Source organism: Alteromonas sp. ABH2_165 (assembly GCF_056159945.1).
In genome coordinates this window covers 963,245-981,232 of the sequence record NZ_JBSWWF010000001.1, presented here as the reverse complement: position 1 = coordinate 981,232, position 17,988 = coordinate 963,245, and the positions used below count along the sequence as shown (strand labels likewise).

The following is a 17,988-nucleotide window of genomic DNA, read 5'->3' as shown; positions in this document are numbered from 1 at the left end:
TAGAAACATGATCAATCATCTTTTTGTTTATTCAACAACTGGGCCAATGTAAATTTGAGGTCCTGATCGGCTATCGGTTTGGTGAGTACCGGCACAGAAACCAAATCATCAGGAATAACGATATCTTCACCATAGCCGCTTACTATCATTAACGGCACATGTTGCTGTAATAACTCCCTGGTGAGGTTAAAGCTTGTCTCTTTACCAAGGTGAATATCCATAACAGCGAAACCGATTTGCCGCCCCGCGATAATCCTTCTCGCCGCTTCGGTGCTGCCAGAAACCAACACATTGGGTATGCCCAAATTTTTAAGCTTTTTCTGCATATCTAGAGCAATTACCAGGCTATCTTCTACCACCAAGGCGGAATCTGGTAGTGAGTTCAGAATTTGATTGTTTTCACTGGGCAGATTATTTAATTGCTTATCAACAGGATGAGTTTTAACGACCAAATATCTGTTGGGGATCATCAGCGTTGCTGACACACCGGCAGGGTGAAAATTGATGTCCACATCGCCCTCAAGCTCATGGGGGATAACGCTACGAATCATTGTCATGCCAAAGCTTTCATGGGCGGGAAGCGACACAGGCGGCCCACCGCTTTCGCACCATGTTATCACCAAATCAGAACCCCGATTGAGTGACCAGCTAATTCGGACACAGCCTTTCTCGTCAGAAGCTGATAACGCACCATATTTAGCGGCATTGGTGAACATCTCGTGAATCACTAACACTAAGGGTGTCGCAGCATAAGGAGATATCAGTACGTCTTCACCATGAAGCTCGATGTTATTGTCCTGATTGATATAAGCTTGAATTTCAGTTTCCAATAACTTGCGAAAGGAAACTTCAGACCATTCAGATGCCGTGAGTTGGTCATGCGCTGACGCCAGTGCCACAAGACGACCGGTTAGTACTTCAACGAAATCCCCTAGCGTACGGCCGTTTTGTTCCGTTTGAACCACTATCGCGTTAACCAGATTTAGAATATTACGAACCCGGTGATTCAATTCTGAAATAAGGATTTCGTGTTTTCGTGATGCCTGCTGACGGATGGCTTCGCGCTCCTGTACATGGCGAATCATGACTTCCAGCAATGTCACCCTAAGCGACTCTGCATCGGTAATCACTTGCTCCTGCCATTGTGCGCAGCTATCGGTATGGGTTTGCTGCCAAATTTCAAAGCTGGTACGAGGTAGTAATCGGCTTCCATTTGGCCCCAAAGAAACCGGCTTTTCTGGATTACCGGCCCAGTTTACGGTTCGTGTTTGCGGTTCGCGGAAGAACAATAAGTAGTCCCTGGGGCTTTTCGAAACCGGCACAGCAAGCACGCCAGCTACGTGATGATCTTCGGTGACATAACCGGGTAAAAAATCCGCAAGGGTATCGATGGCTGCAACTTCGCTCGGCGCCAAAGCATTAAGACTGCGAGATAATTTTTTCAGCATATCAGCGTTAAGGCAAAGCCCTTCACTACGCACTTCACCGTCTACAATTACTGCAATACCGTGGCAGTTGACCAGGTCTCTAATAACACTGAACTGCGCGGCGACACTGTCTACCAGCGACTCCGACGTGGACATGGTAGACATAATACGATTATGGACATGGCGAACACGATCGCGCTCAAGTTCATTCTCAGCCATTAACCGTGATGAAAGTTCTAGCGCAAACACCTCGGCGAATAATTCCAATTCAGTTCGCTGAAAATAGCTGGGCACTTTGGGTTTGTAATGGTGACACGCAAATAAGCCCCACAATTTTCCTTTCACAATAATCGAAACTGACATGGATGCCTGAACGCCCATGTTTTTTAAATACTCAATGTGAATTGGCGACACAGCGCGTAAGGTAGAAAATGACAAGTCAATTTGACTATCTAATGACGGCACCTTTGGCAATATGGGTACGACTTCGTCATCCACATCGGCAATAACACGCAAAAGGTTTTTCACGTAAAGCGCCCTAGCCTGCTTAGGTATATCTGAAGCTGGATAACGCAAGCCAACAAAGGGTTCCAACTGAAAGTTCTTATTCTCAGCCACAACTTCACCAGAACCATCAGGTAGGAAACGATACATCATCACCCGGTCGTACCCGGTAATTAACTGTAGTTGCTGGGTAACCTGTTCAATTAAATCATTGCTGTCTTTTGCTCTGTAGAATTGGGTAAGCAGTGATCGCACGAACTGTTCATCTTTCGCCCGTTCTGCTTTTATTTCTTCAAATTCAACAATTATGTACTGACCGTTGTGGTGAACGGAAATATCTACAGGCATGCCAGTCGCGAGCACTTTTTCATCGAACAGACGCTCGTTTCTTCCAGTGATCATGGCAGATTGTAATGCTGAGCGAATATGATGTACGGTGGTACGGTCGAACCAGGTTTTCAGTGGCTCACCGATAACCTCGTCCACACTTTTTCCCAGGTACGCGTCGACGTTTTCTGAACAAAATGCCACCAGCCAGTCGGCTCGCATAGCAATAAAGCAACCGAAAGATTGAATATTACCGAGGAGATGGATAGGCTCTCTGTCACAGTTTGTCAGATCGGCATCTTCATTTAGGTAGGTAGAGTTGTTCATGTCTGCTCGTTTGCCGAACTTTTTGTCTGACTTACACGTTAAATATCATTACAAGTTAATCAGAACTTTAGATCAAGTCATTGATGAATATAGACAATCTTTTTCAAACACTCCGGCAGCAAACCGGACAGGCGCATCGAAATCTGGAAGCAACTTATCCGTTCAACCAGCACATGCGCTCAGCGAGCTTCAATGCGCAAGCCTATGCCCGGTCACTGCATGTACTGAAAGCGTTTCACCTTGCTGCGGTTCAACCTATTGCTCTGTTACCGGTGCCGATCACGCAACTTATCGATGACAAACGTGTTCTCAGTGCTATAAACACTGACATAGCCAGTTTGCCTTCGCAAAGCGATGCGCTCCCGGTTTTTAGTATAGACAACAAAAATGCCCCTGCAGAGACAGCCATAGCGTTTAGTTATGTGTGGATGGGATCGTCGATGGGTGGCAGCATTATCAGTAAATGGTTGCAGAAACATCATCCGGAATTACCCGTGAATTATTATCTAAGTATGGCCGGAGCAGGTTCGCAGTGGGAAGCCTATAAAGCCTCAGCGCTAGAGTATGCCCGAGAAAGTAATATTGATGTAGCGGTTTGCGCTGCACAAGCAGTAAAGGTATTTGAAGGCATTATTCAGGCTGCGTCATGCTATCAAGCCGAAAATTCCTCTTCCAATTGATCTGAAATGGCATTTTTGCCAGTCAGAATGAATTAAAATAAATTAACAAGTAGAGTTTCAATGAAAGTAGTATCGTTCAATATTAACGGGATCCGTGCTCGCCTGCATCAGCTTGCAGCACTTATCGAAAAGCATCAGCCAGATGTCATTGGTTTGCAAGAAATTAAGGTGCATAACGAGCAGTTTCCAGTAGCCGATGTAGAAGCCTTGGGTTATCACGTTTTTTTCCATGGGCAGAAAAGTCACTACGGCGTGGCAATGCTGACAAAAAACGCGCCCACAGATGTGCAGTACGGTTTTCCAACTGATGACGAAGATGCCCAGCGTCGCATGATCATGGTAACGGTAACAGGGAAAGACGGTAAGCCTGTGCGTGTTCTGAATGGATACTTCCCCCAGGGGGAGAACGAGAAACACGAAACCAAATATCCGGCAAAACGTAAGTTTTATGCCGATTTAATGGGTTATCTGGATGCTGATGTTACCGCAGACGATAACGTTATTATCATGGGTGATTTAAACATTTCACCTGCCGACATCGACATCGGTATTGGTGAGGACAACAGAAAACGCTGGCTGAGAACCGGTAAGTGTTCGTTCTTACCGGAAGAACGTGAGTGGATCCAAAAACTTTACGATTGGGGCCTTACTGACAGTTTCCGCGCTCAGCATCCGGATACTGACGACCAGTTTAGCTGGTTTGATTATCGCTCGAAGGGCTTTAACGATAACCGTGGATTGCGCATAGACCACATCCTTGGCACCGCAACGGTACACAATACGTTAACCGAAACCGGCATTGACTACGAACTGCGTGGCATCGAAAAGCCATCTGACCACGCGCCGATATGGGCGGTATACGACATTTAACATGAGGTAATGAGTGACAACCCTACAGACGCTTGCGACATTAACATTACTTGTTATCAGTGGTTATATCGTTGTCAGCGTGTCCTGGTCTGGGTTGCTTGCGAACAAACGGCAGCAACATTTGCTGTTTGGTTTTACTGCACTGTTGTTTTTTATGTGGATATTCAGGGCTGGCATTTTCGAAGGCCTGAATGTCCACTTCTTATGGCTCACCGCCCTCACTCTCACTCTTGGTTTTCGCTGGGCCGTTTTAGCCGGTCTTATTGCGCTAATCGGCGTGACATTCAGTGGAAACGAGAGCTGGCACATGCTGGGTGTGAATGGCCTAATTGGCGTGTTGATGCCGGTTAGTGTCAGTTACCTCATTTTCATGCTGGCATTTCATAAAATTCCGAGAAACCTGTTTATTTATGTTTTCGCCTGCGCTTTTTTCCCCGGGGCATTGGTGATTGCGCTTAAAATGGCGATGATGGGTGGATATTATCTGTGGGAAGGGTTTTATGACTGGCCTACCGTACGAGATAACTACTTACTTATCATTCCGCTTTTGCTATTCCCTGAAGGATTATTAAACGGCATGACCATGACGTTACTCACAGTGTATAAACCCAACCTCGTTTATACCTTCCATGACAAATTCTACATAGACGGGAAATAGCATTTTATCCCCTTGCAAAGGGGCAGATGTCACTGAGAGTTTTAAATAACAGGAAAAGCTTACGGGCCAGAAAGGCCCGTAATAATGGCTGCTGACAATCAGACCTGGAGATGGATTTATTTGTCAGCCAGCAGGTGAAAGGCGATTACTTGTCGCCTTTTCCGTATAAGATGTCCATAACGCCAGACAATTCTTTTTTGCCTTCGCGCACTTCTTCTTCACTCAGGCCCGCGATTTCATGCGGGAATACCAGCCACTCTTCACTCTGATTTACAAAGTAGTCAGGTACGATCTCGGTTTTGTTGTTTTGCGGCTTGTACCACGGGCATGCAATACGAATGTCCTTCGGTAAATTAAGACGCATGAGTTTGCGTACTTGTTTAATCAGCGCATCAACAGAACGACCTGAGTCAAATACGTCATCAACAATCAACAATTTGTCGTCTGCATTGGCGTTTTCCACCAGATAATGCAAACCATGAACACGAATTTCTTTAGACTGTTTATTAATGCCGTAATAAGACGACGTACGCACAGCGATGTGATCGGTGGGGGCATTTTTGAATTCAAAGAATTCCTGAACGGCGATACCGATTGGCGCGCCACCTCGCCAGATCCCAATGATAAAGTCAGGGCGAAAGCCGTCTTCATAAACCATGGAGGCCAGACGGAATGAATCTTCGAGCAGTGATTGGGACGTAATAAAATTTTTGTTCATATTGGTAATCCGGCCTGTTTTTCAGAGGGCGGGCAGTATAGTGAAATTCCGCATTGTTTGCACGTAAAATTAACCATTTGGTCAAGCTAACAAATAACTTACATCACTCATTCTGCAACGCATTGGCAGGTTGTACTTTCATCGCGCGTACTGCGGGATAAACGCTGGCGAGCAAACACAAAGCCATCGAGAACAACGTCACCCAAACCACCTGATGCCAACGAAGATCGACGGGTATTCCCTGCCCGTCGGCAGAAAGCGCCAATTGAATATTCAGCAACGCCAGAATGTTATTAAGTTGGTAAGTTACCAGTATACCCAGAATCAGGCCGATTATCGCGCCCTTCACGCCATTAAACAGGCCGTTCAGTAGAAATACACTGCGTATCTGGCCAGGCTCCATACCCTGAGTTTGTAAAATGGCGATATCACCTTGCTTCTCAGTGACTACCATTACTAAAGCAGAAACAATGTTAAAAGCGGCTACCGCAATGATCAGTAGCAGCATCATGAACATCATGTTCTTTTCCATTTTCACCGCATCAAATAATGGCCCCTGACGTTCACGCCAATTATCTGAATTCAATTCCAGCGCATTCAATTCATCTAATACAACCTGGTACTGGAAGGCATCGTTAAGAAAAAGACGGGTATCGGTGTCGGCGATTTCAGGCTTTCTCAACAAACGCATTAAATCGCGCAATGACATAAAAATAATCTTATCGTCCATTTGCGAACCTACGCCATAAATACCAGCCACTTCCACAATGCGTTGGCTAGGCATGCGACCTAATGGCGTATATACACTTGCCCCGGCTACCATTAAACGCATTTTGTCACCGGGGCGAATATCTAATTGCACCGCCAACGCGCGACCAATAATTACTCTGAATGCGCCGCTCTCAAGGGCATTCATACTGCCTGAGAGCATGTTCTGAGCTACTATAGACTCGGCCATTTGCTTCGGCACAACCCCCTGGATCTGTACACCGCGTAATCCGTTGCGCGCTTGTATCACACCTTCGGTCTCGGTAAACGGCATTGTCTGTTTCACGGCATTCGACAATGCAGGCATGTTTTGAGGAGCCTCGTGCACCACCACATGTGGCACCAAACCTAATATCCGCTGCTTTAATTGTTGCTCAAACCCATTCATGACCGACAGCACAATGATCAGTGCCATCAGACCCAGTGCAATACCGGCAACGGAAAAAAAGTTAATGAATGAAACAAAACTATTTTGCTTATTCGCAGTAGAATATCGAAGAGCCAGAAAGGCGGAGACGGGTTGAAACATGTAAACTCGGCGATTCGGTGAAAAAAATCCCTGACGGGGCATGTCACATTAGTAAAGTGGCTAGTCTACGTGTAAGCTTTAGCACGTACAAGATTGATGTAATGGGAAATAAATGAGCAACGACACCCTGGCAGAGAAGAAAGCACAATTCGACGAATACTTCATGATTGCCCATGACATTCCGGTGAATGTGCAGCCAGTGGCTGATAATGCTGTGCCTGCAACTGCAGATTTAGATTCCTGTATGCCTTATGCCTTTCGCATTGCCGGTGAAATGGCCGCTATCGAAGCACAAGCGCTACGCCCGTTACGTAATCTTGGTGACCATGCTGCCGCGCTGACCGAATACCTTAATCATCAGGCGCGAAAAATAGATTTAATGATGTCTTACATTCTTCAGCAACAAGATGATGAAAAGTGTCGCTACACAACCACTCGCTTCGGTGGGGGTGGCATTGTGGTGCAATCGTCTGAACCCTTTACGCCCGGCACTCACGCAGAGCTAAAAGTGTTCCTTAATCAGGAAGCCGCCGCCATCTATTGTTTTGGCGAAGTTATCGCTTGCGAGGCGCAGGAAGATGGTTACCATATCTCCTTTATTTTTAGCAGTATTCGCGAGCAAGACCAGGAATTACTGGTTCGGGCCAGCCTGCATTTGCAAACCCAGCAATTACGCAAACGCGCGCAGGACAAAAAGGACTAATTTTTTTTGCCACAGGCAAAGCAATAATCACTAAACAGTTTTATAGGTAACATGACAGCCTCAATTTTTTCTCTTCCGCTGCCAAAAAGCAAAAAATCAGACGCTCCCGGTGATCATCAGCAATGGGGACAGTTAAAAGGTAGTAGCCGCGCACTGGCGATCAGTCAGGCCTATAAACAACACAATGGCCCGGTTGTTGTGATCACGGCTGATACGCCTTCAGCCATGAAGTTGCAGCGTGAATTACGCTATTTTCTCGACAATGATCGCTCGGTAACCACCTTATTCCCAGATTGGGAAACCCTGCCCTACGACATGTTTTCACCGCATCAAGACATTGTGTCTCAGCGTATGGAAACCTTGTACCGCATGGCCAACGAGCCCAAAGGCATTTTCATCGTTCCGGTAAACACCCTGATGCAGCGTTTAGCACCAGTCGATTACCTGAACAAATACCTGCTGATGTTACACAAAGGCGAAACGCTGGACCGCGACCAGTTTCGCCGCAATTTAGAGCAAGCGGGATATCTGCATGTGAATCAGGTGATGAGCCACAGTGAATTCTCTATTCGCGGTTCCATTATCGATTTGTTCCCCATGGGCAGTAACCGTCCCTTCCGCATCGACTTGTTCGACGACGAAATTGATTCTATCCGCTATTTCGAAACCGACACCCAGCGCTCTTCCGATGAAGTTAAAGAAATAAGACTGCTACCGGCCCGGGAATTTCCCACCGACAAAGAAGCGATTACCCGTTTCAGGGCCCAGTATCTGGACACGTTTGATAATGTCAGCGCCCAGGAAACCATATTAAGTCAGGTGTCAAAAGGCACTATGCCAGGCGGTGTGGAATATTACCTGCCGCTCTTCTTCGAAAAAACCGCTACGCTATTCGATTATTTACATAACAACGCCATGCTCATCATGCATGGCAACATCATGGATGCCGGTGAATTTTTCTGGACGGACGTTAACGAGCGCTATGAACAGCGCCGCTATGATTTATCTCGCCCACTGTTATCACCCGACACCCTGTTCTTACCGGTCAACCAACTTTTCGAGCGGGTGAAAGTGTGGCCACGGGTGACGTTGCACACGGATGAAATTGAACAAAAGGCGGGGAAAGTCAACCTCGCCTGCGAGGCGATTAACGACATCGCTTTCAACCCGCAGAAAAAGCAACCAGCGCAAGCGCTGCTAGACAAAATGAAAACGGCGCGGAACGCGGGAAGCCGAGTGTTGTTTGTCGCTGAATCACAGGGGCGTCGGGAAAATCTACTTGGCTTGTTGGGTAAAGCTAAAATTAAACCCGAATCGGTGAATCAATTTTCCGACTTCATCAATAGCAGTACTGCCATCGGGATCTGTATTGGTTTAATTGAAAACAGTTTTGAATGGCAGCGGGCAGAAGGCAATCTGCTGCTAATCACCGAAACCGAACTACTTGGCTACAAGGTAAGCCAGCGTCGTCTTCGTGATAAACGCCAGGCCACCGATGAGAGCGCCATTATCCGTAACCTGGCCGAGCTCTCTTTGGGTCAGCCCGTGGTCCACTTCGATCACGGTGTGGGACGTTACATTGGCCTGCAAACACTGGATGCAGGTGGTGTTCTCACCGAATATGTCTGTATCGAGTACGCCAAGCAATCCAAACTCTATGTGCCAGTATCATCATTGCACCTGATTTCCCGCTACACCGGCGGTGACGTAGAGCATGCGCCATTACACGCCATGGGCTCCGACGCCTGGAGTAAGGCGAAACAAAAAGCGGCAGAGAAAGTCCGTGATGTAGCCGCAGAGCTCTTAAATGTTTACGCCAAGCGTGCTGCAAAGCCGGGCTACGCTTACGACATCAACTGGGAAGATTATCAGAGTTTTGGTGATAGCTTCCCTTTCGAAGAAACGCCGGATCAGATGCAAGCCATCAATTCAGTGATTCAAGACATGGGCTCACCACAAGCCATGGATCGCTTGGTTTGCGGGGATGTGGGCTTTGGTAAAACCGAAGTGGCCATGCGTGCAGCTTTCTTGGCGGCTAATCATGGGAAACAGGTTGCCATTCTGGTTCCAACTACCCTGCTCGCCCAACAGCATTTTGAAAACTTCAAAGACCGCTTTGCCAACTGGCCATTTAATATTCAAGTCATGAGCCGGTTTGTAAGCGGCAAAGAACAAAAGTCTGTCGTAGAAGGCATTAAAAACGGCAAAGTCGATATTGTAGTCGGAACCCACAAACTGCTCAGTAGCGACATTGAGTTTAACGATTTGGGCCTGGTTATTATTGACGAAGAACACCGGTTCGGCGTACGCCAGAAAGAGAAATTCAAAGCCTTGCGTGCCGATGTAGACATTCTCACCCTCACCGCAACCCCCATACCGCGTACGCTAAACATGGCGTTATCGGGTATGCGTGATTTGTCGATTATCGCCACACCGCCAGCCCGCCGTTTGTCGATAAAAACCTTTGTTCAGCAACGTGACAAAGCGGTAATTCGTGAAGCCATCATGCGGGAAATTCTACGGGGTGGTCAGGTTTACTTCCTGCACAACGAAGTGGATACCATAGAAAAAACGGCAAAAGAAATTGAAGAAATTGTGCCGGAAGCCCGTATTGCTATTGGTCACGGCCAGATGCGTGAGCGCGAACTGGAAACGGTAATGAGCGATTTCTATCACCAGCGTTACAATGTGTTGGTGTGTACCACAATCATTGAAACGGGTATCGACGTGCCGACAGCGAACACCATCATCATGGACCGTGCTGATCATCTTGGCCTCGCCCAGCTTCACCAGTTGCGTGGCCGTGTAGGACGTTCCCACCATCAGGCCTACGCGTATTTGCTCACGCCGCACCCGAAACGTATGACCAAAGATGCGGCTAAGCGCCTCGAAGCGATTTCCAGCCTGGAAGATTTGGGCGCTGGTTTTGCCCTTGCCACCCACGATCTCGAGATTCGTGGTGCCGGTGAATTGCTTGGTGATGGTCAGTCGGGGCAGATCGCCTCCATTGGTTTCACATTGTATATGGACATGCTGGATCAAGCCGTGGCTGCACTTAAAGAGGGCCGAGAACCTAGCCTCGAAGATACATCAGCAAATCAAACTGAAATTGAGCTGCGTATTCCTGCCCTGCTACCCGATGATTATATCGCCGATGTGAATCAGCGTTTGTCACTGTACAAGCAATTAGCCAGTTGCCAGTCGAAAGAAGCCATTGATGAATTCCAGGTTGAATGTATCGATCGGTTCGGTTTGCTGCCAGTACCGGCAAAGCAATTGATTAAGGTTGCAGAGCTCAAACTCATCGCAAAACAGCTGGGTATCACAAAAATTGACATGACCAGTGTTGGCGGTTCCATTGAATTCAGGGAAAATACCCCGGTAGATCCCGGATATATTATTCAGTTGGTACAGACACAGTCAGACACCTTCCGGTTTGAAGGCAGCCAGAAACTCAGGCTAGTGAAGAAAACCGAAACGGCCGAAGAACGTCTGCAGCTCATTGAAAAAGTACTTAATAACTTCGCCATGGAGACCAGGTAGTGAAGAAGCGGTTATCGACTCTTGCAGCGTGCCTAAGTGCAGCTTTGTTCGCATCGGCACCCGCAAGCGCGGCGGATGACTGGTGGTTTGATATTGAAGTCATCATCTTTGACCGTAACGTCAGTATCAGCGAATTAAATGAACAGTTCGCGCAAGATGACTTGCTGGAACCCGCCGTTGCCGACATGAACCTGATTGAAGGTTATCTGCGTCCTGATATCAATTACGTGAAACAAGCCCTGGGTACGTGTGGTGTCCCTACCAATCCATTGTGGATAGACAAACCTTCTGTGGAGCAAATTTTAGCAGACCATGAACAATGGAAAGCCACGCAGACTCCGCCGCAACGCGCACCGGATGATAGCGGCATTTCCGGCACAGGGGCTGACTATGCGAGCAATGACAACCTTAACACAGATGATTCGTTTGATGGCGTTAACCCATCCGCTGCACGGTTGATTGAGGAAACTACACGCGATACCCAGGAACTTGATTCACAAGAAACGGTTTACGAAAGTGAAAATCGTTTCTCCGATGGACTCAATGACCATTTTGCTTCGCAAGATAACAGCATGGCGACAGAAGATGCGCCCTTAGAGCCAGAAATCATACCAGTAACAGATACGGAGATAGCCAGTTACTGGATAGCCTTCTCCGGAATTAACGATGCAAAACCGGTTTCCGTACCCGCGTTTAGGTTTTGTGAACCTCAGCACGACTGGTTAAGTCTGGAAAACGGTAAATGGAAAACATGGCAACCGGATAACAGTCTACCCGCACCATCAGAAGTGCCTGAATTTCTTGATGGACGCGATTGGCAAGCCGCCGCATCGGCGCATTTACTGCCTTATGACAGCCTGGAACTCACCAAGCTCTCTCGCCAAATTCGTCAAACTCGCGGCATTAATCGTCTGCTTCACGTTGCCTGGCGTCAACCGGTGAAGTTTGGTGAAAAAAAAGCAGATGCGATGCGCATAATTGCAGGTAAAAACTATGCGGAAAGTTTCACCTTAGATGGCGAAGCTATTGAACCAGAAAGCGGCTTTTCATTTACAGATATTGCAGATAATGAGCAAGATGATCAGACACTCAGTCAGGATACGTTCTTTAACAAATTGAACGCCCGCCTGGATACGGCTAAGCCAGTGTCATTCAATGCATTGATGGCGGCAACTGCCACGCAGCAAACACCAACAGACAATCCGTCAACTTCGTTGGCGCTTGTGGGCCAGGGTGAAAACCCAGCCATCTGGCAACTCGATGGCTACCTGAAAGTGTATTTGAAATATATAAATCGTGTGCCGTACCTGCACATCGACAGTGAAATGGATTATCGCCAGCCAATTGCGAAAGAAGAGCCTGGAGAAACTGCAGACGTGGGGCAATCTTTGGAGTATGAGTTAAAAACCGTGCCGTTCCATCAGGTAAGACGGGTGATCAGCAAGCAAATTCACTACTTCGACCACCCCATGTTCGGCATGGTCGTTGAAATCCGCCGACATCAACGACCCTAAGTTCAAACGCCGTAGCGGTTACAGGCGAGTAACAATCACAACGCCTGTAACCACAAAAGCCACCAGAATATTCAGTATGGTCCCTTCCCTTATCATCGTCTTCATATCTATATGACCGCTACCATAAACAATGGTGTTGGTGGGCGTTGCTACTGGCATCATAAACGCACAGCTCGCACTAATCGCTGCAGGCATCATAAGTACAATCGGGTCGATATCCAAAGCAACAGCGGCACTGGCAAGAATTGGCATCAGTAGTGTAGCCGTGGCGGTATTCGACGTGACCTCTGTGACAAAGCTTACCGCCAGGCAGAGCACCAGAATAAGTAACATGATGGGTAAAACAGAGAGATCGGTAAGTGCATTACCTAACACCACACTTAAGCCCGAAACGGTAAATGCTTTCGCCAGACAAATTCCCCCTGCGTACACCATGAGTAACCCCCATGGAATTTGCGCAGCGGTATCCCAGTCGAGGATTTGACCCGGCTTTTCTTTGTCGCCATCGGGTATTAAACACATCATCACCACGCCAGCAATCGCAATGGTGCTATCGCTCACGAAAGGCATGTTTAACCACTCTGTCCAGAAAGGACGGAAAACCCAGGCCAGCGCAATAATCAAAAATGAAACCAGCACACGTTTTTCAGCGGGCTTCCACTCGCCACTTTGTGGCAAAACCACTTCCGGGATTTTACCAAGATTACGGGTGAGCCACAGTGCCATAACCGGTATAGCCAGCAATACAACCGGAATACCGGTTTTCATCCAGTCGAGGAAGCTAAGCTCGGTGCCGGTTGTTTGTTGATATACGCTCATGAAGATGATATTAGGCGGCGTGCCGATGGGCGTACCCACGCCACCGATACTGGCCGCGTAAGCGATACCCAGTAAAATTGCGGATGCCAATGTAGGGTTACTCACTGAGCTAATAATGGCCAGGGCAATGGGCAGCAACATTAAACAGGTCGCGGTGTTCGATATCCACATACTCAGCACCGCAGAGGTTAACATGAACCCCAACACCAGTCGTTTAGCGTTTGAAGCACCAGTAAGTTTAAGCATGTAAACCGCAAGGCGACGGTGCACGCCCGACTTTTCCAATGACTTGGAAAGCATGAACCCGCCCATCAAAAGAAGAATAACATGGCTACCCAGTGATGAAGACGCATCCTGATAGGTCATCACCCCTGCCATGGGAAAAGCAAAAAACGGAATTAACGAGGTTACTGGAATTGGCATGGCCTCTGTCATCCATAACATGGCAATGAGAACGGTGAGCCCGGCTGTCATACTCATCTTCTGATCAAAGCCATTGGCAAACATAATAAAAAACACAATCAGGCTTGCCACTGCCGACAGGCCGAGAAACTTGTACTTTACGTGCATAAATAAAAATCCGGACGCGAGAAGCGCCTACTACATAAGAAAAATTCTGAAAGGCGTGATTATTTAGTTAAATCGTTGACAGTGATAACATAAAAGCAGACGCTTATGCAAAATGAAACCGATGACTTACGGCGTATATCAGCCTAATAAGAGACAAATGACACCCGCCATAAACTTGCTCAAAAAAAATAAAACGCCTCATTCTGTATTGAAATACCAACACGATCCTGCAGCGCCATCTTATGGCCTGGAAGCCACAGAAAAGCTAGGCTTAAACCCCGCAACGGTATTTAAAACGCTAGTGGTAGAACTCGACAAGCAACAATGGGCCGTGTGCATTCTACCGGTTGCTGAAAAACTCAGTATGAAGGCCGCGGCAAAAGCGGCAGGGGCAAAGAAGGCCGGTATGGCAAAACCACAAGATGTTGAACGAATGACGGGATATATTCTTGGCGGCGTGAGTCCGCTTGGTCAGAAAAAACGACTGCCCACATTCATTCATGACAGCGCGACGGTGTTGGAAACGATGCATGTCAGTGCGGGCAGGCGTGGCCTGGAAGTGGCCTTAACGCCTGCAGACTTAAGCCGTGCTACCAACGGACACTTTGCACCCTTAATTGTTACCGACGGTGGCGAGTATTAGTGGCTAGCATGCCCAGCTCTTCTTAACTGTTACGATGGATTTTCGACTTGCTGGCGGTAACGTTGTTGCCACATGGTGCGGGCTTCATCTAACTCCGCTTCAGTCGGCGATTGCCCTGGTGAAAACGTATCGGCAATCTGTAAGATGATTTGGTCACGTTTTTCTATCAGTGCGTCCACTTTAGGAAATAGGTCTTTCGCTTCCGGATAAGCCTTTTTCAACGAATCGATTTCCTCAAGGGCATAATATCGCTTCTCAAACTCATCGTTAAATAAGCTGCGTTTGGCATTGAATTTCACATAATCAATGGCGCGTTGCGAATTCAGATAGGCCATATCGTTTGCCGCTAAACCCGCTTGCTCACCCACGTGTGCCGCTTTTTCCATCCAGGTAGCCAAGGCTTCGTTATCACTATCGATAACGGCTTGTTTTATGCCTGCTTGTAAATCCGTTGCATGGAGAATATCCATCACGGTAATTACTGGCACAGTTTCAGATTCAGAAGAAGTATCAGAAAGGTAGATGAAGTATCCGATAACGCAAACTGCAACCAGGCCAATAAGTAAACCTGCTTTTTTCATTATCACTCCAGGCGTTTTATAAACAAGGAAAAAGGCAAAGCGCTACACGCCTTGCCTTCTACAAAGAAAAGTAAAACAGCGTAATCAAGGCGCTAGCCGCGCCCTAATTGTTACTCTGTTGGAGGCTTTGAGTTTTCAACCCGGCTTTTCAGCTTCTGTCCGGGACGGAATGTAACAACTCGACGGGCCTTGATCGGAATATCTTCCCCGGTTTTCGGGTTCCGGCCTGGACGCTCGTTTTTGTCACGCAGGTCAAAATTACCAAAACCTGACAGTTTCACTTGTTCACCGGATTCTAACGCTTCTTTGATTTCTTCAAAGAAGGCTTCCACCAAATCCTTAGCGTCTTTCTTGTTAATACCCAGTTTTTCGAATAAGTGTTCAGCCATTTCGGCTTTGGTCAATGCCATAATCTACTCTCTTAACGCTGCCCCAAACTCGGTTTCAAGCCCTTTAACCACGGTTTCCACTGCTTGTTGAATTTCAGCTTCTTCCAGGGTTTTATCGGGATCCTGTAGTACCAGAGACAATGCCAGGCTCTTGAAGCCAGGCTCTACACCTTTGCCTTTGTATACGTCGAACAAGTTTAGGCCAACTAGTTGATTTACGCCAATTTTTTCTACAAAAGAAAGAATGGCTCCAACGGTAACCTCATCTTTGACCGTAATTGCGATGTCCCGACGGTTCGCTGGGAAGCGGGAAATCGCACTAGCCTGTGGCAAGTTACGCACAGAAATCGCTTTAAGATCAAGCTCAAAGACAAATACACGACCGCTAACACCCAGTAACTTACTGAATTGCGGATGCACCGCACCCACGTAACCGATTGATTTTCCGTCAAGGAAAACTTCAGCAGTCATGCCAGGGTGTAACGCTGAATGCGACGCTGCAACAAACTCAACGGACTGTGTATTAGCCGTTAATGCTAGTATAGCCTCAACATCACCTTTAATATCAAAAAAATCTACGCTGTTATCGTCACTTAGCCAGCTTTCTTCGCTACGACGGCCAGCGATAACACCGGCAATAACAGGTTCCTGACGCACCCCGTTAGGAGCAGATTCGTCTGGCAGAAAACGCAGACCCGTTTCCATCAAACGAACGCGAGACTGTTGACGCTTCTGGTTATAGGCCGTTGCGCCTAATAATCCAGGCCAAAGACTGACACGCATCACCGACATATCAGATGAAATCGGATGTGGCAGTACCATACCCGGCTGTTCAGGGAAAAGTGCATTCTGAATTTTCGGATCAACAAACGAATACGTTATAGCTTCGACGTAACCACGGGCAGTAAGTTCAGTTTTAAAACGGGATGCTGGAATATCAGATTCCTTACTATCCAACATCTTAAGTGAACCTTTTGGTGCCTGATCAGGGATACTGTTGTAACCGTAGACACGGGCAACTTCCTCAATCAGATCTTCCTCAATGGCGATATCGAAGCGATAGCTTGGCGCTTTCGCTTCCCAGCCCGCTTCCGTCACGGTGACATCCAGCCCCAAACGGGTAAGAATGTCAGTCACTTTGTCATCGGCAATATCGATACCCAGCACACGGCTTAACCGGGCACGGCGCAATACAACATCAGAAGACACTGGTAAGGCGCTTTCTTCGACGGCCTCAACCACAGGACCCGGCTGACCACCACAGATTTCAAGGATAAGCGCAGTGGCGCGTTGCATCGCTTTATGCTGAAGTAATGGATCGACGCCACGCTCGTAGCGGTGAGACGCATCAGTATGTAAACCATACTGACGTGCGCGACCCGCAATAGCATCACGATTAAAGAACGCGCTTTCAAGCAGGATGTGTTTTGTTTCTTCGTTCACACCGGAGTGCAAACCACCAAAGATACCCGCCATTGCCAGTGCTTTGTGGTCGTCGGCGATAACCAGCGTGTTGTCTTTCAGTTCAACGGTGTTTTCATCGAGCAGAGTAAGCTGTTCACCGGCATGGGCCAAGCGCACATTTATATTGCCGTCGATGGCGTCTAAGTTGAACGCGTGCAGTGGCTGACCCAGTTCAAGGAGAACGTAGTTGGTCACATCAACGATAGGATCAATAGATCGCACGCCACAACGACGCAGCTTTTCTTTCAGCCACAGTGGGGATTCTGCTTTTACGTCTACGTTGCAAATAACACGTCCAAGATAACGGGGACACGCCTCTGGCGCACTTAAGGTAATCGCCAGTTTGTCATCGATAGACGCTTCTACGTCGTCGATAGTCGGCTCTGTCACATCAGTGCTGTTCAGTACACCCACTTCACGGGCCAGACCACGAATACCCAGACAGTCAGCACGGTTTGGTGTTAAATCCACTTCAATGATGTTGTCATCGAGGTTCAGATAATCGCGAATGTCCATGCCAAGCTCTGCGTCTGCAGGAAGCTCAATGATGCCGCTATGATCCTCTCCCATGCCAAGCTCAGAAAAGCTACAAAGCATACCGTGAGAAGGCTCGCCACGAAGTTTGGCCTTTTTAATTTTGAAATCACCGGGAAGAACTGCTCCGACTTTCGCTACTGCAACTTTCAATCCTTCGCGACAGTTAGGCGCACCGCATACGATGTCCAGTAATTCCTCTTCACCGACATTAATTTTTGTTACTCTGAGTTTGTCTGCATTCGGGTGCTGACCACACTCAACCACTTTACCGACGACCACACCGGAGAAATCCGCTGCCACCGGTTCAACGCCATCAACTTCCAGACCAGCCATGCTGAGCTGTTCAGATAAGGCATCGGTAGAAACCTGTGGGTTAACCCACTCTCTTAACCACTGTTCACTAAATTTCATGATTGC

The 17,988-nt window shown here is 47.6% G+C and carries 14 protein-coding genes; 7 read left to right on the top strand and 7 right to left on the bottom strand.

Annotated elements, in window-relative coordinates; translation table 11 throughout:
* Positions 1-11 precede the first annotated feature (11 nt).
* The gene (locus ACXAFQ_RS04350) at positions 12-2,585 is read right to left on the bottom strand and encodes an HWE histidine kinase domain-containing protein (RefSeq protein WP_474818333.1); all 2,574 of its coding nucleotides are present in this window, start codon (positions 2,583-2,585) and stop codon (positions 12-14) included.
* 83 nt (positions 2,586-2,668) lie between these two features.
* Between ACXAFQ_RS04350 and ACXAFQ_RS04345 the strand changes: the two genes are divergently transcribed.
* From ACXAFQ_RS04345 to ACXAFQ_RS04335, 3 genes are read left to right on the top strand one after another with little or no spacing between them, the layout of a single operon-like run.
* Entirely contained in the window at positions 2,669-3,265 is a 597-nt protein-coding gene (locus ACXAFQ_RS04345; protein ID WP_474818332.1) for a heme oxygenase-like domain-containing protein, read from the top strand.
* A 60-nt stretch (positions 3,266-3,325) separates the two neighbouring features.
* A complete protein-coding gene (xthA, locus tag ACXAFQ_RS04340) occupies positions 3,326-4,135 on the top strand; it encodes an exodeoxyribonuclease III (protein ID WP_474818331.1) in 810 nt (269 codons plus the stop codon).
* A 13-nt stretch (positions 4,136-4,148) separates the two neighbouring features.
* Entirely contained in the window at positions 4,149-4,793 is a 645-nt protein-coding gene (locus ACXAFQ_RS04335; RefSeq protein WP_474818330.1) for an energy-coupling factor ABC transporter permease, read from the top strand.
* Positions 4,794-4,938: 145 nt separating this feature from the next.
* Here the strand turns inward: ACXAFQ_RS04335 and ACXAFQ_RS04330 are convergent, their stop codons facing one another.
* Both ACXAFQ_RS04330 and ACXAFQ_RS04325 read right to left on the bottom strand, forming a co-directional pair.
* Positions 4,939-5,511 (bottom strand): phosphoribosyltransferase, encoded by a 573-nt coding sequence (locus tag ACXAFQ_RS04330; protein ID WP_474818329.1) that lies wholly within the window; start codon positions 5,509-5,511, stop codon positions 4,939-4,941.
* Between the two features lie 103 nt (positions 5,512-5,614).
* On the bottom strand, positions 5,615-6,808 hold the full coding sequence (locus tag ACXAFQ_RS04325; RefSeq protein ID WP_474818328.1) for a lipoprotein-releasing ABC transporter permease subunit: 1,194 nt from the start codon (positions 6,806-6,808) through the stop codon (positions 5,615-5,617).
* A gap of 112 nt (positions 6,809-6,920) precedes the next feature.
* Between ACXAFQ_RS04325 and ACXAFQ_RS04320 the strand changes: the two genes are divergently transcribed.
* From ACXAFQ_RS04320 to ACXAFQ_RS04310, 3 genes are read left to right on the top strand one after another with little or no spacing between them, the layout of a single operon-like run.
* On the top strand, positions 6,921-7,511 hold the full coding sequence (locus ACXAFQ_RS04320; protein WP_474818327.1) for a PilZ domain-containing protein: 591 nt from the start codon (positions 6,921-6,923) through the stop codon (positions 7,509-7,511).
* A gap of 51 nt (positions 7,512-7,562) precedes the next feature.
* The gene (gene mfd, locus ACXAFQ_RS04315; protein ID WP_474818326.1) at positions 7,563-11,054 is read left to right on the top strand and encodes a transcription-repair coupling factor; all 3,492 of its coding nucleotides are present in this window, start codon (positions 7,563-7,565) and stop codon (positions 11,052-11,054) included.
* Entirely contained in the window at positions 11,054-12,568 is a 1,515-nt protein-coding gene (locus ACXAFQ_RS04310; RefSeq protein WP_474818324.1) for a CsiV family protein, read from the top strand. The genes mfd and ACXAFQ_RS04310 overlap by 1 nt, the downstream gene beginning before the upstream one ends.
* A gap of 18 nt (positions 12,569-12,586) precedes the next feature.
* Here ACXAFQ_RS04310 and ACXAFQ_RS04305 read toward each other — a convergent pair whose 3' ends face one another.
* Positions 12,587-13,957, bottom strand: a complete 1,371-nt coding sequence (locus ACXAFQ_RS04305) for an SLC13 family permease (RefSeq protein ID WP_474818323.1) — start codon at positions 13,955-13,957, stop codon at positions 12,587-12,589.
* Positions 13,958-14,114: 157 nt separating this feature from the next.
* Between ACXAFQ_RS04305 and ybaK the strand changes: the two genes are divergently transcribed.
* Positions 14,115-14,600 carry a Cys-tRNA(Pro) deacylase gene (gene ybaK, locus ACXAFQ_RS04300; protein WP_474818422.1) on the top strand — a complete coding sequence of 162 codons (486 nt, stop codon included), beginning with the start codon at positions 14,115-14,117 and terminating at the stop codon, positions 14,598-14,600.
* A gap of 29 nt (positions 14,601-14,629) precedes the next feature.
* Here the strand turns inward: ybaK and ACXAFQ_RS04295 are convergent, their stop codons facing one another.
* The 3 genes from ACXAFQ_RS04295 to pheT all read right to left on the bottom strand — a co-directional run bounded on the left by ACXAFQ_RS04295 (position 14,630) and on the right by pheT (position 17,982).
* Entirely contained in the window at positions 14,630-15,181 is a 552-nt protein-coding gene (locus ACXAFQ_RS04295) for a hypothetical protein (protein ID WP_474818322.1), read from the bottom strand.
* 110 nt (positions 15,182-15,291) lie between these two features.
* Entirely contained in the window at positions 15,292-15,591 is a 300-nt protein-coding gene (gene ihfA, locus ACXAFQ_RS04290) for an integration host factor subunit alpha (RefSeq protein ID WP_070123303.1), read from the bottom strand.
* 3 nt (positions 15,592-15,594) lie between these two features.
* Positions 15,595-17,982 carry a phenylalanine--tRNA ligase subunit beta gene (gene pheT, locus ACXAFQ_RS04285; RefSeq protein ID WP_474818321.1) on the bottom strand — a complete coding sequence of 796 codons (2,388 nt, stop codon included), beginning with the start codon at positions 17,980-17,982 and terminating at the stop codon, positions 15,595-15,597.
* Positions 17,983-17,988 lie beyond the last annotated feature (6 nt).